The following is a 22509-nucleotide window of genomic DNA, read 5'->3' on the forward strand; positions in this document are numbered from 1 at the left end:
GTCAGCGCCAGGGCACGACCTTGTTCTCTACGTCGTGCCCGACATCCGCGTGGCCGAGAAACGGGATCTCGCCGCACGCACAGTGGGCCCTGACAATTTCCTCTGCCGTCTGACCAAAGTCGATGTCGTTCTCGGGCACCATGTTGATCCGGCCGAGCTTCAGCCCCTTCACGCCAGCCAGCCTCCCGCTGGAAAATGCCGTGAAGAGCATGCGGTCGATCGCGTAGAGATGCTCATCCACCTCTTCAATGATGAGCGTGCGGCCATTGAGGTCCGGGAGGTAAGGCGTCGCCACGAGCGATGCAAGAACAGCAAGGTTCAGAACGACCGCTGGCTCTTCCGCTTGCCCGCTCGACAGGAACATCAGGCACTGTTCGATGGCCTTCTCGCCCCCATCACGAAGAACGTCGCCAAGCATAGAGCCGTGTACGGAATGCCCAATGCCATTCCTATCAAGAGCCGCGAGCAGATAGCCGCCATCGCTATAGCCAAGATAAGTCTTGGCCTCCGCCGCTTCCCCGAGCTGAGGGAGAACCCGGTCGAGGATCCGGCAAGCGCCATACCCTCCGCGTGCAAACCATATGGCATCAAAGCTTGGATCGTTCGCCGCACTGACAAAGGCGTCGGCGCGCGCCTGATCGCTTCCGGCAAAATGGCCCTCCGCAAGGAAACACCGGGGGTCGATGACGAGCTCGACACCCGCCTTCCGGGCGAGCGCCTCGACCTCTTCGGCTGCCTCCTGAGGCAGCGAACGGCTGGGGGCAACGACCGCGACCCGCATCAGCCCTGCTCGACCCGTGCAAGGAGCTCATGAGCGAAAACCGTGAGGCTGTCGTCACGCGCGCCCATGACGACAAGCGCCGAGCCCGCGCCTCCTCTCGGCGTGAAGCCGGAACGCTCCTCCGTATAGTGCGCATCGCGGCCAGCAGCGGCGATGGCCTCGACCATGCGCTCCGCATCATCAGTCTTGGTTACCGTGCCGCCGAAGAATGCAGGGCGCGAAACCGTCAGCCTGTCTTCAGACCTCAGGGCCGAAGCGAAAGCCTCCTCATAAAGAGACCGGAAGCTCTTGAGGGGCCCATAGCCGTGGGGCTGGTAATAGATATCGAGCTGCCCGAAGTGATGTGTCAGTGCACGGATGGATGCCGCGATCTTATCGGGATTATGGGCGAAGTCATCGATGACCGTCACGCCCTTGGCTTCCCCGATTTGCTGGAGCCGGCGCGCAGAACCACGGAAGTCCGACAGCGCCTCGCAGGCCTCGGCCACCGAGACCCCAAGCTCACGCGCCGCAGCGATCGCCGCCAGCGCATTGCCGACGTTGAAGGCGCCAATAAGCGGCATACGGAGCGCCGAAGTCTCCTCACCCGCGACGATGTCCGCCTCGAGCCCTCCGGCAGTGCGCGCGACGTTCCGCGCGAAGATGTCGGCTTCACCCTCAAGGGAGACCGTGACCGCCTTCCCAGGCGGAAGCGCTTTGGCAATCACGCGCACGGGCTCGCTATCGATGCCGAGCACCACCTTGCCGGAACGCTCGGCGAACCCTCCGAAAAGCTCTTTCAGCTCGGCCATAGGCTTGTGGTCTTCGGAGACGTTGAGAACGACGCCTACGGAAGGATCATAGCGAGCAATCGAGCCATCGCTTTCGTCGACCTCGCAGATAAACGGCCCTTCTCCCCGTTGCCAGGCAGAGGCACGGCCTTCCGTATCAAGATTGTTCAGCATGGGCGCGCCGTTCACGACCGAAGGTGCGCACCCTGCCTTGGTGAGGATATGCGCCAGCATGGCGGTCGTGGTGGACTTGCCGCTGGTGCCTGCAATCCCGCAGCTCACGGTGGCCGCGTTGCAGGTCTCCGCCAGAAGCTCCGCCCGGATCATATGGCGAAGGCCCATGGCCCGCGCCGCCTCGACGTCGGGGATGATCGCTTCAACGGCAGAAGAGGTGACGAGGATCTGGTCCTCTGACCTGATGCCTGAGCCGTCCTGCTTGTAGGTCGTGATGCCCGCTTCGTTCAGGCGCTTTTCGACCTCGGGCGCCCTGCCCTGGTCGAAGGCGCGGTCAGACCCCTCGACCGCCGCACCGCCTGCATGAAGGAAGCGCGCGAGGGGCAGCATGCCACTGCCACCAATGCCGCAGAAAAAGTACCGGCGCTCAGCCATCTGGAAACTCCCGTCTGAGCCGTGAGAAAACTTCTCTCAGGATCGCGCGCAAGGTCAATGATCAGGTTAAAAAGCTGCGGCGCCACCGCCTCAGACCGGTCGACATGCCCGGCGCGAAGGGACCGCACCGGCTTGCCGCAAGAAACAGGAAAATGGCGGAGATGGACGGAGAGACTCCAGACCTCGCCTCCCAAGCGACCGACGGGTCGCTGGGCGGCCAGCCCGCCCCATCGGAGGGCCTCTGGCCCGCGAGATTAAAAATGGCGGAGAGAGAGGGATTCGAACCCTCGGAACGCTTGCGCGCTCAACGGTTTTCGAGACCGCCCCGTTCGACCACTCCGGCACCTCTCCACGGGAAGCGGCGTGACTAAAGGAAGGTCATGGCGCTTGGCAAGGGGGATAATCGCTGAATCGTGCCGCATCCGGCGCTTGGAACGACCGTGCTTTTGCGCCTATGGGGAAGGCATGAAGCATTTTCGTCTCGTCGCCAGCGCCCTGACCGTCCTTTTCCTTGCTGCATGTGCGAGTTCGGGGGCCTACAAGGCCGCCGACGGTAGCAAATACGGCTATACGGACCAGCGGGTTGAGACAGGCCGCTACCGCGTCACCTACACGGCGCGCTCCGCGGAAGTGGCCGAGAACGGCGCCCTGAGGCGCGCGGCCGAGATCACGCTTCGGGACAACTACTCCTATTTCACCGTCGTCAGCCGCGATCTTGATCGCCGCAGAACGGGCGGCGGCTCTTCGGTCGGCATTGGCGGTTCCACCGGCTCGCGCAGGACAGGCGTCGGCGTTGGGATCAATGTCCCGCTCGGCGGCGGCGGCGAGGACGTGACCGTCCGGATGGAAATCTCGCTGGGCAAGGGCGACAAGCCCCAAGGCCCGCAAAGCTATGACGCGCGCAGCGTCCTCGACAATCTCCGCGGCTGAACCGCCGCCCTGTTCTTGTAGGGATTAAGACCACCATGGCCATGGCCGATACCTTCGTTCTCTTCGGCGCGACGGGCGATCTCGCACGCCGGATGCTCTTCCCATCCCTCTATTTTCTCCACGCCGAGGGCCATCTCGAAGAGAAGACACGCATCATCGCCTGCGCCCGGTCGGCGCGGGAGAAGCAGGCCTTCCGCGAGGAAGTCGCCGCCATGGTCTGCGAGCGGGCCGATGGCGCGCAAAGCGACGTCGTGGAAGCCTTTACCAAGCGCATCCACTATCTCGCGATCGATGTGACGACGCCCGAGGGCTATGGTGAGCTCGCCGCAGCGATCAGAGCCGATGGCGGGGGCAAGGAGGTGGTCTTCTACCTCTCCACCTCGCCCTCGATCTTCGGCGAGGTCTGCCGGGGTCTCAAGGCACAAGGCCTTTCCGAAGCGCCCCACCGCTGCGTCGTCGAGAAGCCCATCGGCTACGACCTCGAGAGTAACATCCGCATTAACGAGACCGTCGCCCAGTCCTTCTCTGAGGAGCGGACGTTCCGTATCGACCATTATCTTGGCAAGGAGACGGTCCAGAACCTCATCGCCCTCAGATTCGGCAACCGGATCTTCGAGCCGCTCTGGAACTCCGAGACCATCGAAAGCGTCCAGATCTCGATTGCGGAAACCCTGGGCGCGGAAGGTCGTGGCGGTTATTACGACGAGTACGGCGCGATGCGAGACATGATGCAGAACCATCTGGTTCAGCTCCTGTGCCTTGTCGCGATGGAGCCGCCTTCAAGCCTTTCCGCTGAAGCCATCCGCAACGAGAAGGTGAAGGTCCTTCGCAGCCTCGCTCCGATTACAGAAGAAAACGTCGAGGCCAAGACCATTCGGGGTCAGTATACGGAGGGCTTCGACCCGGACGGCGGCAAAGCCGCCTCCTACAAGGCCGATGTCGAGAACGAGGAGACCGACACCGAGACTTACGTCGGCGTCGCGGCGGAGATCCAGAACTGGCGCTGGGCGGGCGTTCCCTTCTACCTCGAGACCGGCAAGCGTATGGCGGAGCGGAAGACCCAGGTGGTCATCGCCTTCAAGCCCGTGCCGCACTCGATCTTTGGCGGTGATGCGAGCAACAATGAGCTGCACATCATCCTTCAGCCTGAAGAGCGCATAACGCTGCAGATCATGAACAAGAAGCCCGGTATCTCCGCAGACGGAATGCCGCTCGAAGAACTTCCGCTGAACCTGTCGCTCGTCGAGCGCAACAATGGCGCCCGCCGGCGCATCGCTTACGAGCAGCTGATCCTCGATGCACTGACCAACAACCCCTCCCTCTTCGTCCAGCGGGACGAGCAGGAAGCGTCGTGGAAATGGATCGACGCCATCGCCAAGGCATGGAGCGACCGGGGCGTCAGCGCCAAGCCCTACCGCGCAGGCACCAATGGTCCGTCTGCAAAGCATGTTCTGACCGAAAGAAACGGGCACAGCTGGTATGAATGATCTCACCACCTTCGACACCCGCGTGACGCTCATCGAGCGGTGTGCTGAACACCTCGCTTCCGCTATCAAAGCCGCCATCGAAAAGAACGGCGTCGCGCGCGTTGCACTCTCAGGCGGCAGCACGCCGGGGCCGGTCTACGAGCTTCTCTCCCGCGACAACAGCGTCGACTGGCCCAAGGTCGAGGTCACTCTGGCTGACGAGCGCCTGACGCCCCCGGGCCACGAAGCCAGCAACGAGACGCTGGTGCGGAAGACCCTTCTCCAGAACGAGGGCGCGAAGGCGAGCTTCTTCCATCTGGACGATCAGCGAGCTGACTTCCCGAAGCTCGATGTCGTCTTTCTTGGCATGGGCCCGGACGGTCACTTCGCCTCGCTGTTTCCCGGCGCGGCGGAGCTCCCTGCCGCCCTCGCTGGCGATGCGCCTGATGTCATGCGCGTCGTCCCTGACCCCATGCCCGCCCACGCACCGTTCGAGCGTGCGACCCTGTCACTCCGCGCGATCCTCGAGACACCGACGCTCCTTCTCGCCATCACCGGCGACGAGAAGCGCGCCGTCTTCGAAGAGGCGCAGCAGCCGGGGCCAGCCGAGGAGCTTCCTATCCGTGCACTCCTCCGTGCCGAGCACCCAAACCTCTCCATCTACTGGGCACACTGAAGATTCCCGAAGGAGGCCATCATGGCACTCACTGTCGCTGATATCGTCCGCCGCATTGAAGAGCGCAGCAAGGACAGCCGCGCCGCCTATCTCGAGAAGATCAAGGCCATGTCCGGCAAGCCCCGGCGCGAAGGTCTCGCCTGCGGCAACCTCGCCCACGGCTTCGCAGCAGCCGAGGCAGGCGACAAGCTCCGCATGCGCACGGGCGGTAAGAACATCGGCATTGTCACCTCCTATAATGACATGCTCTCCGCCCACGCTCCGTTCAAGGACTATCCCGACCAGATCAAGGACGCTGCCCGCAAGGCTGGCGGCACGGCTCAGGTCGCAGGCGGCACCCCCGCCATGTGCGACGGCGTCACCCAAGGGCAAGACGGCATGGAGCTCTCGCTCTTCAGCCGCGATGTCATCGCGATGGCCACCGGCGTTGCCCTGACCCACGATATGTTCGACGCAGCCCTCTGCCTCGGCGTCTGCGACAAGATCATCCCCGGGCTTCTGATGGGTGCATTGAGCTTTGGCCATCTGCCGATCATGATGGTCCCGGCGGGTCCCATGACCTCCGGCCTGCCCAACAAGGAAAAAGCCCGCATCCGCGGCCTCTACGCGCAAGGCAAGATAGGGCGCGACGAGCTTCTCGAAGGCGAGATGGCGTCCTACCACAGCCAGGGGACCTGCACCTTCTACGGCACGGCGAACACCAATCAGATGATGATGGAGATGATGGGCCTGCACCTGCCCTCCGCCGCCTTCGTCAATCCGGGCACGCCACTGAGAGAGGCCCTGACGCGCCGCGTGGCCGAGCACGTCCTGACCATGGATGAGGACCGCGCCCTCGGCCATATCGTCAGTGCAGGGAGCATCGTCAACGGCATCGTCGGCCTTCTGGCGACAGGCGGCTCGACCAACCACACGCTCCACATCCCCGCCCTTGCACGCTCGGCTGGCGTCATCCTCACCTGGCAGGACTTCGCCGACCTCTCCTCGATCGTGCCCCTCCTCGCGCGGGTCTATCCGAACGGCGCGGCCGACGTGAACCACTTCCACGCGTCAGGCGGCATGGCCTTCATCGTGCGGGAGCTCCTCGAGAACGATCTTCTGTGCAATGACGTCATGACGGCGATGGGTCCCGGCATGGAAGCCTACACCCGCGAGCCCTTCCTCGATGGCGACGAGGTCGTCTGGAAGGCTGGCGCCACGAAGAGCCTCAACGAAGATATCCTCCGTCCCGTGAGCAAACCCTTCGCGGCGCAGGGCGGGCTTAAGCTCCTCAAGGGCAATCTTGGGGAGAGCGTCATCAAGGTCTCCGCCGTTGACCCGAAGAACCGCAAGGTCCACGCGCCTGCCGTCGTGTTCGAGGACCAGGACGACTTCCTCACCGCCTTCAAGGCTGGCGAGCTCGAGAAGGACTTCGTCGCCGTCGTCCGCTTCCAGGGTCCCGCCGCCAACGGCATGCCGGAGCTCCACAAGCTCTCGCCTGCTCTGGGCGTTCTTCAGGACAAGGGCTTCAAGGTCGCCCTCCTCACCGACGGCCGCATGTCGGGCGCCAGCGGCAAGACCCCTGCTGCCATCCACGTGACGCCCGAGGCCCTGCGCGATGGCCCCATCGGCAAGGTCCAGGACGGCGACATAATCCTTCTCGATGCGGAGGAAGGGAAACTTGAAGTCGAGGCCGACCTTTCAGGCCGCGAGCAGGCCCGCCACCAGCGCAACAGCCATGACGGCCTCGGCCGCGAGATGTTTGCGCCGCTCAGGGCTGCCGTCAGCCCGGCCAATGAAGGTGCCTGCACCCTCTTCGGTTAGTCCGCTTCCGGACTTTTACGCTTGAGAATGACAAAGGCGAGGATCGCAACCAGCGCTCCCGCCACCACATTCGTCGCGGCGATTGCGAACCATGCGGCCCAGGGCGGACCAAGCGTGGTCGCCAGCCAGACCGCAGGCACGTAGAGGACAAAGCTCCTCAGGATCGTGAAGAAGAGCCCGACCAGCGCCCGGTCGATCGCATTGAACGCAGCGCTCGCATTGATGACGATGCCGTAGCCACCAAGGCTCAGCCCCACCACGACGAGATAGCTCTGGGCGATGTTCTGGACGACGCTATCGTCCGAGAACAGAGCAACCAGCGGCTCTGCCAGGAAGAAAAAGCTTGCCCCAAGCGTCAGGCCGCACAGCACCACGAAGATGAACGTGTCGCGCATCGCAGCGCCTGTCCGCTCCGGCTTCCCCTTGCCCCAGTTCTGCCCTGCCACCGGGCCGATGGCGCTCGACAAAGCCAGCATCGGGATCGTCGTCATGGTCTCGATCCGGGTCGCAACGCCAAAGGCCGCCACCGCCTCGTTGCCATAAGCTGCAAGGAACGCCGTCACCACGCTCATGGAGAAGGGGTTGATCATGTTGCTGCCCGCAGCAGGGGCACCAACCTTCAGGATGTTGCCTGCGGACGTTATGAAGCCCGAAACGCTCGGCAGTTCGAGGGTAAGTAGCTTCTCACGAAAGATCAGCAAGCTGAGCGCTCCGGCGAGCATAGCGATCCGCCCGCCAAGCGCCGCCCATGCCGCACCCTCAACTCCCAGCTCCGGCACGGGCCCCATCCCGAAGATAAAGACCGGGTTCAGCGCGACGTTCACCAGCGCCGAGAGGACCATCATGGCGCTTGGCCCTGTGCTGTCACCATTCGCGCGGATGAGACCCAGCCCCACCATAGGCACAGCTAGCAGCGGTACACCGATGAACCAGATGCGCATGTAGTCGACGATCATATCGAGGACCGCGCCCTCCGCCCCTAAAAGCGCAAAAAGCGGTCGCGCGAGGACGAACCCCGCCGCTGCCACGAGCGACACGATGACCAGGGAGAGGATCAGGCTCTCTGTCGCGAGGCGCTTCACCCGCTCGGTATCGCCCCTGCCGATGGCGCGGCTTGCGACCGACGTCGCACCCGCCGACATGCCGATGGCGAGGCTGGTGATCGTCAGGACGACAGGGAAGGTGAAGCTGATCGCCGCGAGCTCATCGGTACCCAGCTGGCCGAGGAAGTAGGTATCAGCGAGGCTCACCGACAGAACCGCCGCAACCCCCACCACCATAGGCAGGCCAAGCCGGGCCAGGTGCCCTGCGACCGATCCTTCGGTCAGATCACGAGACGCCACGGACGCTGCTCCTCACATGGTTGGAGGCTCTAGGTATGCCTTTTTGAGGACCGAACCAATCAGCGAAGGCTGCATGGCAGTTTTGAGCCTTGGTGTCAGGCCGCTTCCTCGGAGATCCATTTCTTGATCTTGGCGAGGATCGCGTCCTGGCGCAGGGGCTTGGCGACATAGTCGTCCATGCCTGCCTCACGGCAGCGCTTCTTATCCTCTTCCATCGCATGGGCAGTCGCTGCGATGATCGGTACACGGCCAAAGCTGGTCTCGCGCTCATAGGCGCGGATGGCCTTAGTCGCCTCAAGACCGTCCATCTCCGGCATGGAGACATCCATGATGATGAGGTCGGGACGCTCTTCCTTGAACTTCTCGACGGCGATCTTGCCATTGTCGGCAATCTCGATCTCGAAACCGAGACCCGCAATCATGTTGGTCACGACGAGCTGGTTCACGCGATTGTCCTCAGCGATGAGGATTTTCAGGCCGTTGCCAGCAGGCGTCTGGGCCTTCGGCGTATCCTGTTCATCCTTACCCGGAACGGTGGCGTTGCCCTTCTCATCGAGGCGGCCCTTCTCGGTGAGGGTCTTGGCCTGCTCGGTACCGGCCGCGACCATCGCTTCACTGACGGCCCGGACGAGCGGCTCGATGCGGTAGGGTTTGGAGACAAAGGCAGTCAGGCCGTCATCGCGGGTCGGCTGGCCGATCTGGGAGGGCGATGCCATGACGACGATCGGCTTGCGGCTTGTCGCTTCGTCCTCACGCAGAGCATTGCAGAACTCGTCGCCAGTCATATCCGGCAGGTCATAGTCGGAGATGATGATGTCAGGCTGCGGGCTGCGTTTCATGATCTGCAGCGCGCGCTTCGCGTTGGTCGCGGTATCGACCCGCGCACCCCAGGAGCTGACGAGCTCGTCGAGGACATTCCGCGTCTGGTCCTTGGCGTCGATGACGAGGACCGAGAGGCCTTCGAGCGCATCGGACGGCAGGTTGATTTCGACGCCGCTGTCGGCGACCGACATGCGGACCTCGAAGGAGAACGTCGAGCCCTCGCCTTCGATGGATTTCGCCTGGAGCTGCCCACCTGCAAGCTCGATGATCGAGCGCGAGATGGAAAGGCCAAGACCCGTCCCCTCATAGCGGCGTGCGGAGGAACCGTCGGCCTGCTCAAACTTTTCGAAGATGCGCGGCAACTTCTCTTTCGAGATACCGATGCCCGTGTCCGTGACGGCGAGATAGATCCGGGCCTTGCCCTGCTTGACCTGGCCGTCAACGTCGATCCGTACACTGCCTTCTTCGGTGAACTTCACCGCATTGCCGACAAGGTTGGTAATCACCTGGCGGATACGGCCGCCATCACCGACAAAGCTCTCAGGCAGGTCGGGATGATAGCGAACGACGAGCTCGAGCTTTTTCTCTTCAGCTGCGCCCGCGACCAGGGAGACGACATCGTCGATGGCCTCACGCATGTTGAAAGGCGCGTTGACCAGCTTGAACTTGCCCGCCTCGATTTTCGAGAAGTCGAGAATATCGTTGATGATCGTCACGAGGCTGACGCCCGACGACATGATGACATTGGCCAGGTCCTTCTGGCGCGACGACATCTCCGTCTGGAGGAGAAGCTCGGTCATCCCGATCATGCCGTTCATCGGGGTACGGATCTCGTGGCTCATATTGGCCAGGAACTCCGATTTGGCCCGGCTCGCCGCCTTGGCCTTCTCCGTGGAGAGGAAGAGCTGCTCGGTCCGCTCACGGACGGTCTCTTCGAGGGTCGCGTCACGCTGGGCGATCTCGGTCAGCATGGCGTTGAAGTTCTCGCTCAACCGGCCAAGCTCGTCCTCGGACCGCTTGTCGACGCGCTGGCCATAATCCCGCTCGCCGCGCACGGCCTGCATGGCCTCGTTGAGCTTGGAGACAGGTACGGTGACGAAGTTCGCCACCAGCCTTGCGAGGATCCAGCTCACTGCAAAGGCGAAGAGGACGACGACAACGGAGAGCCGCTGGTAACGCGATACCCGCTCCTCCAGACGCTCGCTCGACACCCTTACCTGCAGGGCGCCGATCACTTCGCCGTCCGAGGTGACAGGGGTCTGAACGGCAAAGGCTCCGGGAAGTGATGCGCCAAGCACCCTGTCCACCGGCAGGTCGATCGGCGCGCGCTCAACGCTCAGCGGCAACGCAGGGCTGATGTAACGCCCACGGACGAAACCGTCCTTGTCGACGACGTAGGCGGCCTGGATATCCGAGACGCCCTTCAGGCTCTCAAGGTTCCTGTTGATCGTCAGCTCGTCCTCAAAGACCAGCGCTGCGGAGACATTGGCCGCGGTAACCTCCGCAAAGCCGCGGCGGTCGCGCAGCAGCTCCTTGCGGAAGGTTTGGGTCTCAAGGACCACAAAACCTGCGTAGGATCCGATCAGGACGACCACGGTCGACACCATGATCGCGATCGTCACCTTCCAATAAAGAGGGAGCTTGCCGAGAAACGGAGGGATCACTGGGATGCCTCCTGCGCCATGGCGAGCAGCTGGGCGCTGACGGTCAGCGGATGGTCGATCACCGTCTGGCGGTCGATCACGATCGAGAATCGGCCCGGCGTCTGGCCGATCTCCACCACACCGCCAAGCATCGCAAAGCCCGGCTGGGGCGAAATCGTCAGGACCGGGCGAAGCTTGAGGCCCGCCACCGTCTGGGGATCAGCAAAACCGTTCGAGAAATAGACGAGGTGGCACGGCCGCGCGATCAGGAGCGACGGCGGCACCGCATGAAGGCTTACCGGCTTTTGTCCGACGGTCTTCTCTTCGAGGCTCACGAACCGGCCGAAGGCGGGATCATCATCCCTGAGGCAAATCCTGAAGGTCTGTCCGAACTCAGCGGAAGCGGGCCATGTGGTGAACCGGGCGATCTTGAGGACCACCGAACCGGGGTCGTCCTGGGCGTGGGCGGGCTGGAGGGCGAGGAAAAGCAAGCCGAGCGAAAGGCTTATCCCGCGAAGGACGCGCAAGGCAGCAGGTCCGCTGCGGATATCGCTTCTCATGCCCTTCATAGGTGCCTTCGCCCCTTCCCAGCCGGAACACTAGGGCAAAGTCGGTGAAGCTTTGCCTAAGGGCCTGTGCTTCTTGGTTAATCTGGGGTGAAAGCAGAGAGGCGAAAGCCCTGCAATTTCTATGACCGAAGGAGCGGCTTGCCGCCGATCCTCCTAATTCTGGCGCTGCGGCGTTTACGAATCCGCCATTCCGCTAGCTGTTGGCAAGATGCCCTCGAACGCGCAAAAGCCGATTAACGATAAACACATCCGAGGAGACCCCATGCACAAGAAACTTCTCTCCGCCCTCCTTGTGGGCACCGCCATTCTCATGCCCCTCGACGCTTCGGCGCAGCGGGCCACCAAGGCCAATGCCGAGAAGTTTCTCAGCGAAGCCGAGGAACGCCTGTCGGAGATCGGCGAAGAGGCCTCGCGCATCGCATGGCTCCGGGCGACTTACATCAATTACGACTCGAGCTGGCTCGAAGCGAAGATCAGCGCCGAGTACACCGAACTGGCTGTGGAGCTGGCCAATGAGGCAAGCCGCTATGACCGCATCCGCGGCAAGCTGACCCCTCAGCAGGTCCGCAAGCTCGACATCCTCAAGCAGTCGATCACCCTGCCCGCCCCGACCACCGATGGCGCAGCAGCGAGGCTGGCTGAGATCACCACCCGCCTCGACAATACCTACGCCACCGGCACCATCGAGCTTGACGGCGAGACCATCCCCCAGAACCGCACCGAGACCCTGATGCGTGAGCTGAAGGACCCGGCGAAGCTCGAAGAAGTCTGGACCAAGTGGCGCGAGAATTCGAAGCCCATGAAGGACGACTATATCGCGATGGTCGACATCGCCAATGAGGGCGCGCGCGAACTTGGCTATTCCGACCTCGGACAGATGTGGCGTTCGAATTACGACATGGACCCTGACGCCTTTGCCGAAGAGGTCGACCGCCTCTGGGGCCAGGTGAAGCCGCTCTATGACAATGTCCATTGCGCGGTGAAGTATGAACTCAACGAAGCCTATGGCGACGATGTGGTGCCGCTGGACCAGCCAATCCGTGCTGACCTTCTGGGCAACATGTGGGCCCAGCAATGGGGTTCGATCTACGATCTCGTGAAGCCGTCGGGCATCGAAGCCGAAGGCGTCGACCTCGACAAGCTTCTTCAGGAGGCTGACTACACGCCGCTCAAGATCGTCGAGACGGCGGAAGAGTTCTTCACCTCGCTCGGCTTCGATGAGCTGCCTGAGACGTTCTGGGAGCGCAGCCAGATCACCAAGCCTGCCGACCGTGACGTGGTGTGCCACGCCTCCGCGTGGAACCTCGACGATGTGGACGACATCCGTATCAAGATGTGTACGGAGGTCAATGCCGATGACTTCCAGACCGTGCACCATGAGCTGGGTCACAATATCTATCAGCGTGCTTACAATATTCAGGATCCGCTGTTCCGCAATGACCCGAATGACGGCTTCCACGAGGCCATTGGTGACATGGTCGCCCTGTCGATCACCCCGGCCTACCTCCAGCAGATCGGCCTTCTCGACGAAGCGCCTTCAGACGATGCAGACCTTCCGATCCTGATGCAGAAAGCCCTCGACGGTGTGGCGTTCCTGCCCTTCGGCCTGCTGGTCGACAAATGGCGCTGGCAGGTCTTCTCCGGCGAGCTTCAGCCCGATGAGTGGAACGAGGGTTGGTGGGCCCTGCGCGAAGAGTATCAAGGCATCCGTCCGCCCGCTGAGCGTCCTGCCGATGCCTTCGACCCCGGCGCGAAGTACCATATCCCGGGCAACACGCCTTACATGCGCTACTTCCTTGCCCGCATCCTGCAGTTCCAGTTCTACAAGGCCGCCTGCGAGCAGTCGGGCTGGGAAGGTCCGCTTCACCGCTGCTCCTTCTACGGCAACGAGGAAGTCGGCACGCGGTTCAACGCGATGCTCGAAAAGGGCAATTCGCAAGCCTGGCAGGACAGCCTCGAAGAATTCACCGGCACCCGCGACATGGACGGCTCCGCCATGGTCGAGTATTTCCGTCCGCTGATGGATTACCTCGATGAGGCCAACAAGGACCGCAACTGCGGCTGGTAAAACCCAAGCCGGGTTCGCGACTTAGGCGAGCCCGGCACCGCCACCCCTCGCGCAAACAGGTGGCGATTTTATACAATCCGCATGCGCCATCTCCCCACATATTGAGCTCAGGAACGAACCGGACGTGGCGCTAGGGCGCGCGTCTCTTGGGATGGGGACTACTGATGAAAGCGATCCTTTCGATCGCCGCCTCTGCTGCGGCCATGATGACGGCTGCCCATGCGGCCACTTATACCTACGAGATCAACGGGCAGTTCGCCTCGTCTTGGTCGGTCAGCAACCTCAACGGACGCGCTCCGATTACGGGGGGAACGATCGAGGGGATCATGACCCTCTCCGATGACGGGATGGGCGGCTATGACCTTGTCGACTGGGCCTTCGACGTCACGCAGCCACTGATCCACGTGGACGATCGCGATGTCGACTATGACCCGACCAGCGCCGACATCGCGCCGGGAGCAGCCGGCCAGTTTCCCGGCTATTGGGTGAAGTCCGTCGGCACCAGCGGCGCGAGCATCGCAAGGTTTCCTCAAGGCGTGGTGCCCCAATGGAACAATGCCAGCGTCGCAGGCAGCTACAGCACCATGAGCATGAGCTTCGACTGGACGAGCGTGGGTGACAGTGCACTGAGCGTCGTCATGACGGAGACCTACGGCAACTGCCGACCAGGCTTCACTTTCTCTGGTCCCTTCAGTGCCTGTACCGGCGTCTCGGGCGGTCAGGGCGGCACCTTCGCATTCAGCCTGCAAGGGGACCAGTCCGCCGTGCCCCTGCCCGGCGCAGCAGCACTCATGGCTGGCGGCCTCGCAGCATTTGCCGCACGCCGTCGTAAGACTGTCTGATGACTGAAAGACGAGGCAACCGGTACTGCTATCGGTTGCCTCAGAACATCTGACCTACAACTGATCTGTACCCAGCGTATCACACGCGGAGATATCTCGCGCGCGGTACCCGGTCGTGAACCAGCGCTGGCGTTGCTCGGACGTGCCGTGGGTGAAGCTGTCTGGCACCACCCTGCCGCCAGAGCGGCGCTGGAGCGTATCGTCGCCGATGGCCGCCGCGGCCCCTAGCGCCTCTCTGATATCACCGGGATCAAGCTGGATCTGCGTCCGGCCAGCCCAGACACCGGCGAGGCAATCAGCCATCAGCTCGAGGCGTACGGAATATTCATTGCGGTCCGCCTCGCTCCGGGCGGAAGCCTGCTGGCGGCGCACCTGGTCCGAGATTCCGGTGACGTTCTGGATGTGGTGGCCGACCTCGTGAGCGATGACGTAGGCCTGGGCGAAGTCGCCCGGCGCGCCGAAGCGCTGGCCGAGTTCGTCGAAGAAGCTCGTGTCGATATAGACCTGGCTGTCTGCGGGGCAGTAGAAAGGTCCGACCGCTGACGTTGCCGAGCCGCAGCCGCGAGTCGTCACGCGGCCCGCGAAGAGGTTCAGCACAGGCTCGGGGTAATCGCCTATCCCCTCCTCGCGAAAGACCTCGGTGAAGACATTCTCCGTGGACAGAAGGACAGCGCCGACAAGCTGGTCATATTGCGAGGTTTGGGGCGCGGATGCCCGCTGGGTCCCGCCGCCCGAGCTCAGAGGATTGATGCCGATCGCCTGCAGCGCGAAAAACCCGATCCCCAAGACGACGAGCCCGCCAATCCCGAACCGGCTCATCACCATGCGGATCAGCACGAACATCAGTCCGGCACCGCCGCTGCCCATGCGGCTGCCGCCCTCGCCACGCCGGTTCCTCACATTGCTGGACTGGCCAAAATCATCGAGACGCATGGCGGCTCCTCCTCTTCGCGCGGGGTCTTAACACGCCGGAGGCCAACCCGGTTGCCTCTAACGCAGCAGCTCCTGCCGGATCTTGAGCGACTTCGACGCCACGGAGATCTCCCGCAGGAAGAAGAGGATCCCGAGGAGCAGGAGCCCCATCGTCACGGCAAAGATGAGCGCAATGACGCCAGCCACGCTGAACGGCAGGAACTGTTCAATGAAGAGGAGCGGCACCATCAGGCAGATGAAGAGACCCGACGCCGAGGTCGCATAGATCGCCCGGTTCGACTGGCGCATGCGCTTTCCGAGAGCGATCAGCTCCTCTCGGTGCCGAGCAATCTCATCAGGATCGGTATCATCGACCAGGAGGTCCTCGAGCGTCCGCGCCCTGTCCACGACCCGGCCGAGCCGCGCGGTCATGACATTGAGCATCCCACCGATCGCGACCAGCAGGAAGATCGGGCCGACGGCGAGGGTGATGGCCTCGGTAATGGTGGGCGTGTCCATTCCTCACCCCTGCTGAGGAACTCCGCGGGAGGCAACCCTGTTCTCTCAGTGCAACAACCTGCGGAGGGCCCCATGGCCAACGATAATTACCACGTGACCTCCGGCAATGACGGCGGCTGGGACATCAAGCGCGAGGGCGCGAGCCGTGCCTCGGCGCATTTCGAAAGCCATGACGCCGCCCTCTCCAAGGCGAGAGAAATGGCCGGCCGACAGGGCGTGCGCCTGATCCTCCACGATGAGGAAGGCCAGATCACAGCGAATGAAGCGCCGGAACCGCCCATCGCGGCGAATGATCCGAAACCGCTCCGAAAGCGGGTTTTCGGACGCCTCGGCAGACTCTTCTCGCGTAGCTCGTAACTGCTGAAGGGCATTGACGATTTCCCCGGTTCCGCGAGGCTCCGGGGATGCGTTTTATCCTCGCCGCTCTGACGGCTGCTATCTTCTGGGTTGGCTCTGCGCTGGCGGAGTATCCCGGCGGTCTCGCTGACTATTATGAGGGCGCGCTGACCATCGACGGGACGCCTGTCGCGGTCAGTGTCTCTTTCTCGGAAGCCGACGATGGCGCGCTCACAGCCAAGACAGTGATCGCGGAGTGGATTACCTATGACCTCGACCCCGATCCTGTTCGGCTGACTAAGACAGGCGTTGTGATCGAAGGCTTCTACGGCGGTGACGCTGTGCTGCAGAGGGACGAGCGTTTCGGGCAGCTGGTAGGCACCATCGAGAACGAGACGCGGGATATCCGCCTGCACTTGAAGCCTTTGCCTGCTCCTCCGCCGCCAGCGTTCACTGAAGAAGCCGTGACGTTCACGAGCACCGATGGGGTGGATCTCAAGGGCATTCTCACGGTGCCGAAGTTCGGAAAGCGCCATCCAGCGATCATCCTTTTCCACGGAAGGGGCTGTGGCCGCCGCTCCCTCGGTGAGGCGCGCTTCTACGCAAGACGCGGCATGGCGGCCCTCACCTTCGACAAGCGCGGCAGCGGGGAAAGCGGCGGGAGCTGTCAGGATGCGACCCACGCCCAGACCGTTGCCGACGCAGCCGCAGCCCTCTCCTTCCTCGCGTCCGACCGCAGGATCGACCGCCGCCGGATCGGCTATCGCGGCATCTCCGCAGGCGCATGGACCTCGCAAGCCCTCGCCGAGCGGGCCGCGGAGAAGCGGGCGCTCCCGGACGCAGCCTTTGTCATCACCTGGATCGGGCCCTCGACGTCGATCAGGCAGCAACAGCTCTCCTCGGCGGAGACCTATGGCCGGTTGGCCGGGCTTGGGGACGAGGAGATCGCCCTCGCCCAAGAAGCGGTGCGCCTCCTCACCGACCCGGAAGTCCCTGATGGTGAGGCGGAGGAACGCCTCCTCGCCATCCGGGCGCGCGCAGAAGAAGATGGCTGGCTGAGCGTCATGTTCGCTCCCGATGATTTGCCCGACGGTCCCGGGAAGCTCGGCGCGTCCTTCCTCAAGAAGTTCCGCTACGATCCCGAGGGAGCCTTCGGGGCCCTGGGAGAGACGCCCTATCTCGGCGTCTTTGGCGAGACCGATCAGATCGTGCCGCTCGAGGAGAATCTGGAGGCGCTCAAGGCGGCCTTTGAGGGAAGCGATGCGCTGACCATCGTCACGATCCCGGGCCTTGGGCACCAGATCGAGCATGGCGACCTCGAGGCAGCGTTGCCCGATGGCACCAGCTTCCTGAAGATCGACACCGTCGAGCCGGGCTATCTCATCGCGACTCAAGCCTTTCTCAGGCGGCACGGCTTCATGCCCTTATAGCGTGAACAAGCTTTCGCTTGCGCAGTGCACAAAAATCGGTACGGCCCCGCCATGACCGAACAACTGCGCAACATTGCGATCATCGCCCACGTCGACCACGGCAAGACGACCCTCGTCGACGAAATGCTTCGCCAGTCCGGCACCGTTCAGGCCCACCAGGACATGGCCGAGCGCGCCATGGACTCAGGCGACATCGAGCGTGAGCGCGGCATCACCATTCTCGCGAAAGCCACCTCCGTCCTCTGGGACAAGGGTGAGAACCCCGTCCGCGTGAACATTGTCGACACCCCCGGCCACGCCGATTTCGGCGGCGAGGTGGAGCGTATTCTCTCGATGGTCGACGGCTGTGTCCTGCTGATCGACGCGGCTGAGGGCCCGATGCCCCAGACCAAGTTCGTCCTGTCGAAAGCACTCGCCCTCGGCCTCCGCCCGATCGTCTGCCTCAACAAGGTCGACCGTCCGCAAGCCGATCCCGACGCAGCGCTCGACGCAGCCTTCGACCTCTTCGCAGCGCTCGGCGCTTCGGACGAGCAGCTGGACTTCCCGGTCCTTTACGCATCAGGCCGTGATGGCTGGGCCGATGACGAGGAAGAAGGCAAGCGCGAGAACCTCGATCCCCTCTTCGAGCGGATCATCGCCCATGTCCCGCCACCGCCGGTGGCTGATGATGCTGACGAGAAACCTTTCCGTATGCTGGCGACGACGCTGGAGGCTGACAGCTTCCTCGGCCGCATCCTGACCGGCCGTGTCGAGCAGGGCATCGCGAAGCCGGGCATGACCCTCAAGGCGCTCTCCGCCGACGGCAGCGAGATCGAGCGTGTGCGGATCACCAAGGTCCTCGCATTCCGCGGCCTTGCCCGCCAGCCGATCGAGGAAGCACGTCCGGGCGATATCGTCGCGATTGCCGGCTACCAGAAGGCGTCGGTTGCCGACACGCTTTGCGACCTGCCCGTGACCGAGCCGCTGGACGCCCAGCCGATCGACCCGCCGACGTTGTCGATCCGTGTTGCCCCTAATGACAGCCCGCTGGCTGGCCGTGAAGGTGACAAGGTGCAGAGCCGGGTCATCCGTGAACGCCTCTTCCGCCAGGCCGAAGGCGATGTCGCGATTCAGGTGACTGAAAGCGCCGATGGCGACGCCTATGAAGTCGCAGGCCGCGGTGAGCTGCAGCTCGGCGTCCTCCTTGAGAATATGCGCCGGGAAGGCTTCGAGATGGCTGTCTCGCGTCCGCGCGTCGTGACCCGCAAGGACGAGAGAGGCCAGGTCCTCGAGCCCATCGAGGAAGTGACCATCGACGTCGATGAAGAGCATACTGGCGCGGTCATCGAAACCCTGACCCAGCGCAAGGCTGAGCTTGTCGAGATGAAACCCTCCGGGGGCGGAAAGACGCGGATCATCCTTCACGCACCGGCCCGCGCCCTCATCGGCTATCACTCGCAGTTCCTGACCGATACGCGCGGTTCGGGCGTCATCAACCGCGCCTATCTCGAACATGCTCCGCACAAGGGACAAATCGAGGCGCGCCGTAATGGCGCCCTGATCTCCAACGGGGACGGCGACAGCGTGACCTATGCGCTGTGGAACCTCGAAAGCCGGGGCATCATGTTCATCGGCGGCGGCGAGAAGGTCTATAAAGGCATGATCATTGGCGAGAACGCCAAGCCCGATGACCTCGACGTCAACCCGCTCAAGGCCAAACAGCTGACCAACATCCGCGCTGCAGGCAAGGACGAGGCCGTGCGCCTGACCCCGCCCAAGCGCCTCTCGCTTGAAGAAGCGATCAGCTATATCGGCGATGACGAGCTTGTCGAAGTGACGCCGCAGAACATCCGCCTGCGGAAGATCGAGCTCGAGCCCCACATGCGCAAGCGCCGTGCGAAAGAGGCTGCGGCCTAGGAATAGGTGGTCGCGAGCACAGCTCCGATCGGGACTGATGCGATCAGTCCCGTGAGGGCAGCGCGCGGCCATCCAGCCTTCTCCGAGAGCAACGCTCCGTAGAACCAGCAGCTCATCAACGCGCCAAACACGATCACGAACGGCTCGAAAACGCCGTTCGTGCCGCCCTCACCGAAGAGCCTCGATAGCGGCTCGGAAATGGCCGTCGCAAAACCGATGGCAAAGATTGCATAGAAGCCTGACCGAACCGCGGCGGTGAGCTGCCAGTCAGGCACCCGCGTGATCTTGCCAGCAGCGAACGCGAACATCCCGATGCTGATCGCGGCGAGGAACAGCGGCAGGATCAGCGCGGCGATCTTCCAGACATTCCCATCCTCGGCTGCGGTGCTCACCTCGGTTCCGATGCGGGTCATCGCCCCTCCCCCATCGGCCATGAAGATGGCCGCGCAGAAGAGGCTTGTCAGCGTACTGATGAGAAAGAAGGCGCCCGGCGCAAGGAAGGCTCCACGCCGCCCTTCAGGCTCGATCGCGGGGATCATCCGCCCCAGAACACGGGGCCAAAAAACACAGGCAAGGACGGTAGGCAAAAGCAGCAGAACCGCCAGGGCAAGCTGGGTCGCTGTGCCGTCGATGACGCCGAGGGTGCGCCTGCCGCCGTCTTCGGTGGGCGGATCTTCGTCGATCATAAAAGGATCAGCTGCCTGCGTAGGCTTCCATCATCTGCTCACGGAAGGTGGAGATGATATTCGGCCATTTGCCGAGACGAGCCGAGATATGCTCGCCCGTCACGCCGCCGGTGAGGTCGATGACATAGTCGACGCCGATCTGGTCGGAGCCTTCAAGGACGTAGGCGCGACCGTTCTTGTTGCCGTCATTGAAGCTGTTGACGATGCGGAAGTCGCGGTCGGTGATATCCCGGCGCATTTCGAAATTCGCAAACATGACGAGCTGCTGGCAGGCCTTCGGCCGACCGCCGCATTCGACAGCGCGGACGATGAAGATGACGCCATCGGCGTTGCCCGTGGCCACCGGGTCGCCGGTTTTCGCGTCCTTGCTCATGGTCGGGTTGAGGCCAGCCTCGGCCAGCACCTGTTCGATGTCGGCAGCCGTCATAGCCTCCTTCACCGGGCGCAGGTCCTGCGCCGATGCCGTGCCGACAAGCCCGAAAGCGAGAAGAGAAAGAAGAAGCCCGCGCATGATGTTGCCCCTGAGAATTTGGTAAAAGGAGGTTGCCCCGAAGAGCCGCGGAAGTCCACGCCTGAAGAAAAACGCCTGGAGGTGTCGATCGCGCTGCGTCTCACCCGTCACGTTGGTGAGCCAGGTGATAGGCTCGGCAACGCAAGGAAGGGGTTTTCCCATGCAATATCTGCTGATGATCTTCGAGGACGAGGCGCACATGCAACGCTCGGTCGAGGAGAAGGGCTTTGAAGCCTATATGGCGCCGTGGATGGCCTACACTGAAGAGATGGAGAAGGCTGGCGTCATGGCCGGGGGCAATGCCCTCGAAATGGCGCATACCGCGACGACCGTTTCGGTGCGGGATGGAAAGCGCACCATTCAGGACGGGCCGTTTCTCGACATGAAGGAGCAGCTCGGCGGCTACTATGTGCTCGACGTTCCGGGCCTCGATGAGGCGATCAAGTGGGCTGAAAAATGCCCCGCCGCGAAGTACGGCCATATCGAGCTGCGGCCTATCACGAATTTCGACGACTGATGACGGTGCCGACGGAGAAGCTGGTGGAAGCTGCGGCGCGCGAAGGGCGTGCCCGGCTTCTTGCCATCCTCTCCCGGCGGACCGGGGATCTGGCGGCGGCGGAGGATGCGCTGCAGGCTGCGTTCTTGAAGGCGCTGGAGAGCTGGCCGGAGTTGGGCGTCCCCAGAGTCCCTGATGCCTGGCTGCTGACCGCCGCCCGCAATCACCTTACCGATGGGTTCAGGAAAGAGAGCGTCCGAGCCGGGAAGGAAGAGGCGATCGTCCTCCTCCTCGATGAGCTTGCGGAGGCTTCCGCGAAGGACGGTCTGCCTGAGAGGCGGCTTGAGCTTCTCTATGCCTGCGCCCACCCCGCCATCGATGAGCAGGTCCGCCCGCAGCTTGTTCTCAACACGGTGCTGGGCGTTCCTGCGGAGGACATCGGCCGGTGCTGGCTCGCCTCGAAGAGCGCCATGGCCCAGCGGCTGGTCCGGGCCAAGGCGAAGATCAAAGCATCGGGCATCCCGTTTGCGATCCCCGAGCCCTCGGAGCGCGAAGAGCGGACGGCTTGCGTCCTAGAGGCGATCTACGGAGCGCTCACCATTGGCGGGGAAGGCGGCGCGCTCGCCGAGGAGGCGGCCTACCTTGCGAGCCTGTTGAGCCGCCTCCTGCCCAATGATCCCGAGGCCGCAGCGCTCAGGGCTTTGAGCCTCTTCGTCCTCGCGGTCAGGCCTGAGGAGGGCGAACCCTTCCGCCCACTGAGCGAGCGGGACCCGGAGGGGTGGAATTCCGAAGCCATCAACCTCGCGGACAATATCCTCGTGAACGCGGCAAGGGCGAGAAAGCCCGGCCGCTTCCAGCTTGAAGCGGCCATCAGCTCAGCGCGGATCGCGCAACTAAGGGATGGCAGGGACACATGGGAGCAAGTCCTCCACCTCTACCGTCGCCTCATCGACCTCGCCCCCAGCCTCGCGGCGACGTGCGGTTACGCTGCCGCGTTGATGGAGGCGGGACGGAACGACGAGGCTGCGAGCGTTCTCGCTGGGATGGATCTGGACGGCGAAGACTTTCCGCCCCTGCTCGTGGTGCGCGCAGAGCTGGCGATCAGGCAGAGAGAGCCCCGGCAGGCAAAGGTGTTGCTTGAGAAGGCAGCGCATCTGCGGGCGGGCCATCCCGACGGCGCCCACCTCTCCGCCCGCGCGAGAGACCTTCAATCCTGAGCTGCCACCGGCGCGCCCATCACCACGAGGCCGCTCAGATCCCCGAAATCGTGAGCCAAATTCAGTTTCGCGTGACATCTCCCGTAAGGTTTTGTGGAGACCCCGGGTGGCAGAAGCACCGCCAAGCCAACTTCGACCATTGGAGGTTGCCGCTTCCTCTTGCCGCTTTGCACCCAAGTGGTGC

20 protein-coding genes and 1 tRNA gene are annotated in these 22509 nt (G+C 63.2%); 11 read left to right on the plus strand and 10 right to left on the minus strand.

Annotated elements, in window-relative coordinates:
• Position 1 precedes the first annotated feature (1 nt).
• The 3 genes from HK107_RS04675 to HK107_RS04685 form a co-directional block, all read right to left on the minus strand.
• A complete protein-coding gene (locus HK107_RS04675) occupies positions 2-781 on the minus strand; it encodes an LD-carboxypeptidase (protein WP_173197187.1) in 780 nt (259 codons plus the stop codon).
• Positions 781-2160 (minus strand): Mur ligase family protein, encoded by a 1380-nt coding sequence (locus HK107_RS04680; RefSeq protein ID WP_173197189.1) that lies wholly within the window; start codon positions 2158-2160, stop codon positions 781-783. Before HK107_RS04680 ends, HK107_RS04675 begins: the two co-directional genes overlap by 1 nt.
• A gap of 261 nt (positions 2161-2421) precedes the next feature.
• Positions 2422-2511: transfer RNA gene (locus HK107_RS04685), tRNA-Ser, on the minus strand.
• Positions 2512-2625: 114 nt separating this feature from the next.
• Here HK107_RS04685 and HK107_RS04690 point away from each other — a divergent pair.
• Genes HK107_RS04690 through edd form a run of 4 tightly spaced genes read left to right on the plus strand, consistent with a single transcriptional unit; the run spans position 2626 to position 7035 of the window.
• Positions 2626-3090: a CC0125/CC1285 family lipoprotein gene (locus HK107_RS04690; protein WP_173197191.1), complete on the plus strand. Its 465-nt coding sequence runs from the start codon at positions 2626-2628 to the stop codon at positions 3088-3090.
• A gap of 41 nt (positions 3091-3131) precedes the next feature.
• Positions 3132-4577, plus strand: a complete 1446-nt coding sequence (zwf, locus tag HK107_RS04695; protein WP_173197193.1) for a glucose-6-phosphate dehydrogenase — start codon at positions 3132-3134, stop codon at positions 4575-4577.
• Positions 4570-5232, plus strand: a complete 663-nt coding sequence (locus tag HK107_RS04700; RefSeq protein ID WP_173197195.1) for a 6-phosphogluconolactonase — start codon at positions 4570-4572, stop codon at positions 5230-5232. The genes zwf and HK107_RS04700 overlap by 8 nt, the downstream gene beginning before the upstream one ends.
• A gap of 21 nt (positions 5233-5253) precedes the next feature.
• The gene (gene edd / locus HK107_RS04705; RefSeq protein ID WP_173197197.1) at positions 5254-7035 is read left to right on the plus strand and encodes a phosphogluconate dehydratase; all 1782 of its coding nucleotides are present in this window, start codon (positions 5254-5256) and stop codon (positions 7033-7035) included.
• On the opposite strand, the gene HK107_RS04710 is transcribed toward edd, so the two are convergent.
• From HK107_RS04710 to HK107_RS04720, 3 genes are all read right to left on the minus strand, one after another.
• Positions 7032-8378, minus strand: coding sequence for an MATE family efflux transporter (locus HK107_RS04710; RefSeq protein ID WP_173197199.1), 1347 nt, complete (start codon positions 8376-8378; stop codon positions 7032-7034). The genes edd and HK107_RS04710 overlap by 4 nt on opposite strands.
• A 95-nt stretch (positions 8379-8473) precedes the next feature.
• Positions 8474-10864, minus strand: coding sequence for a response regulator (locus tag HK107_RS04715; protein WP_173197201.1), 2391 nt, complete (start codon positions 10862-10864; stop codon positions 8474-8476).
• Positions 10861-11412, minus strand: a complete 552-nt coding sequence (locus tag HK107_RS04720) for a YfiR family protein (protein WP_173197203.1) — start codon at positions 11410-11412, stop codon at positions 10861-10863. Before HK107_RS04720 ends, HK107_RS04715 begins: the two co-directional genes overlap by 4 nt.
• A gap of 262 nt (positions 11413-11674) precedes the next feature.
• Between HK107_RS04720 and HK107_RS04725 the strand changes: the two genes are divergently transcribed.
• Together HK107_RS04725 and HK107_RS04730 are read left to right on the plus strand one after the other, a co-directional pair.
• Positions 11675-13480 (plus strand): M2 family metallopeptidase, encoded by a 1806-nt coding sequence (locus HK107_RS04725; protein WP_173197205.1) that lies wholly within the window; start codon positions 11675-11677, stop codon positions 13478-13480.
• Between the two features lie 164 nt (positions 13481-13644).
• The gene (locus HK107_RS04730) at positions 13645-14322 is read left to right on the plus strand and encodes a hypothetical protein (RefSeq protein WP_173197207.1); all 678 of its coding nucleotides are present in this window, start codon (positions 13645-13647) and stop codon (positions 14320-14322) included.
• Positions 14323-14376: 54 nt separating this feature from the next.
• On the opposite strand, the gene ypfJ is transcribed toward HK107_RS04730, so the two are convergent.
• Both ypfJ and HK107_RS04740 read right to left on the minus strand, forming a co-directional pair.
• Entirely contained in the window at positions 14377-15255 is an 879-nt protein-coding gene (gene ypfJ / locus HK107_RS04735; RefSeq protein WP_173197209.1) for a KPN_02809 family neutral zinc metallopeptidase, read from the minus strand.
• Positions 15256-15312: 57 nt separating this feature from the next.
• Positions 15313-15753 carry a DUF2721 domain-containing protein gene (locus HK107_RS04740; protein ID WP_173197211.1) on the minus strand — a complete coding sequence of 147 codons (441 nt, stop codon included), beginning with the start codon at positions 15751-15753 and terminating at the stop codon, positions 15313-15315.
• A gap of 72 nt (positions 15754-15825) precedes the next feature.
• Here HK107_RS04740 and HK107_RS04745 point away from each other — a divergent pair, with 72 nt between their 5' ends.
• From HK107_RS04745 to typA, 3 genes are read left to right on the plus strand one after another with little or no spacing between them, the layout of a single operon-like run.
• Entirely contained in the window at positions 15826-16110 is a 285-nt protein-coding gene (locus tag HK107_RS04745) for a DUF2188 domain-containing protein (protein ID WP_173197213.1), read from the plus strand.
• A gap of 47 nt (positions 16111-16157) precedes the next feature.
• Complete coding sequence (locus HK107_RS04750) at positions 16158-17519, plus strand: alpha/beta hydrolase family protein (RefSeq protein WP_173197215.1); 1362 nt, start codon at positions 16158-16160, stop codon at positions 17517-17519.
• A 51-nt stretch (positions 17520-17570) separates the two neighbouring features.
• Entirely contained in the window at positions 17571-19415 is a 1845-nt protein-coding gene (gene typA, locus HK107_RS04755) for a translational GTPase TypA (protein WP_173197217.1), read from the plus strand.
• Here typA and HK107_RS04760 read toward each other — a convergent pair.
• Together HK107_RS04760 and HK107_RS04765 are read right to left on the minus strand one after the other, a co-directional pair.
• On the minus strand, positions 19412-20101 hold the full coding sequence (locus tag HK107_RS04760) for a hypothetical protein (RefSeq protein ID WP_173197219.1): 690 nt from the start codon (positions 20099-20101) through the stop codon (positions 19412-19414). The genes typA and HK107_RS04760 overlap by 4 nt on opposite strands.
• Positions 20102-20108: 7 nt before the next feature.
• Positions 20109-20612: a YbjN domain-containing protein gene (locus tag HK107_RS04765; protein WP_173197221.1), complete on the minus strand. Its 504-nt coding sequence runs from the start codon at positions 20610-20612 to the stop codon at positions 20109-20111.
• Between the two features lie 160 nt (positions 20613-20772).
• On the opposite strand from HK107_RS04765, the gene HK107_RS04770 reads away from it, so the two are divergent.
• Together HK107_RS04770 and HK107_RS04775 are read left to right on the plus strand one after the other, a co-directional pair.
• The gene (locus HK107_RS04770) at positions 20773-21129 is read left to right on the plus strand and encodes a YciI family protein (RefSeq protein WP_173197223.1); all 357 of its coding nucleotides are present in this window, start codon (positions 20773-20775) and stop codon (positions 21127-21129) included.
• On the plus strand, positions 21129-22325 hold the full coding sequence (locus HK107_RS04775; RefSeq protein WP_173197225.1) for an RNA polymerase sigma factor: 1197 nt from the start codon (positions 21129-21131) through the stop codon (positions 22323-22325). The genes HK107_RS04770 and HK107_RS04775 overlap by 1 nt, the downstream gene beginning before the upstream one ends.
• Positions 22326-22509 lie beyond the last annotated feature (184 nt).

The sequence above is a fragment of the Parvularcula mediterranea genome, from assembly GCF_013085255.1.
GTDB classification, from domain to species: domain Bacteria; phylum Pseudomonadota; class Alphaproteobacteria; order Caulobacterales; family Parvularculaceae; genus Parvularcula; species Parvularcula mediterranea.

Bases quoted from the DNA above. Each gene is read 5' to 3' on its own strand.
- HK107_RS04690 (WP_173197191.1), top strand. From the start codon at position 2,626: ATGAAGCATTTTCGTCTCGTCGCCAGCGCCCTGACCGTCCTTTTCCTT.
- HK107_RS04720 (WP_173197203.1), bottom strand. From the start codon at position 11,412: ATGAAGGGCATGAGAAGCGATATCCGCAGCGGACCTGCTGCCTTGCGC.
- HK107_RS04750 (WP_173197215.1), top strand. From the start codon at position 16,158: ATGCGTTTTATCCTCGCCGCTCTGACGGCTGCTATCTTCTGGGTTGGC.
- HK107_RS04680 (WP_173197189.1), bottom strand. From the start codon at position 2,160: ATGGCTGAGCGCCGGTACTTTTTCTGCGGCATTGGTGGCAGTGGCATG.
- HK107_RS04675 (WP_173197187.1), bottom strand. From the start codon at position 781: ATGCGGGTCGCGGTCGTTGCCCCCAGCCGTTCGCTGCCTCAGGAGGCA.
- HK107_RS04745 (WP_173197213.1), top strand. From the start codon at position 15,826: ATGGCCAACGATAATTACCACGTGACCTCCGGCAATGACGGCGGCTGG.
- ypfJ (WP_173197209.1), bottom strand. From the start codon at position 15,255: ATGCGTCTCGATGATTTTGGCCAGTCCAGCAATGTGAGGAACCGGCGT.
- HK107_RS04765 (WP_173197221.1), bottom strand. From the start codon at position 20,612: ATGCGCGGGCTTCTTCTTTCTCTTCTCGCTTTCGGGCTTGTCGGCACG.
- HK107_RS04760 (WP_173197219.1), bottom strand. From the start codon at position 20,101: ATGATCGACGAAGATCCGCCCACCGAAGACGGCGGCAGGCGCACCCTC.
- HK107_RS04725 (WP_173197205.1), top strand. From the start codon at position 11,675: ATGCACAAGAAACTTCTCTCCGCCCTCCTTGTGGGCACCGCCATTCTC.
- HK107_RS04775 (WP_173197225.1), top strand. From the start codon at position 21,129: ATGACGGTGCCGACGGAGAAGCTGGTGGAAGCTGCGGCGCGCGAAGGG.
- typA (WP_173197217.1), top strand. From the start codon at position 17,571: ATGACCGAACAACTGCGCAACATTGCGATCATCGCCCACGTCGACCAC.
- HK107_RS04770 (WP_173197223.1), top strand. From the start codon at position 20,773: ATGCAATATCTGCTGATGATCTTCGAGGACGAGGCGCACATGCAACGC.
- zwf (WP_173197193.1), top strand. From the start codon at position 3,132: ATGGCCGATACCTTCGTTCTCTTCGGCGCGACGGGCGATCTCGCACGC.
- HK107_RS04700 (WP_173197195.1), top strand. From the start codon at position 4,570: ATGAATGATCTCACCACCTTCGACACCCGCGTGACGCTCATCGAGCGG.
- HK107_RS04740 (WP_173197211.1), bottom strand. From the start codon at position 15,753: ATGGACACGCCCACCATTACCGAGGCCATCACCCTCGCCGTCGGCCCG.
- HK107_RS04730 (WP_173197207.1), top strand. From the start codon at position 13,645: ATGAAAGCGATCCTTTCGATCGCCGCCTCTGCTGCGGCCATGATGACG.
- edd (WP_173197197.1), top strand. From the start codon at position 5,254: ATGGCACTCACTGTCGCTGATATCGTCCGCCGCATTGAAGAGCGCAGC.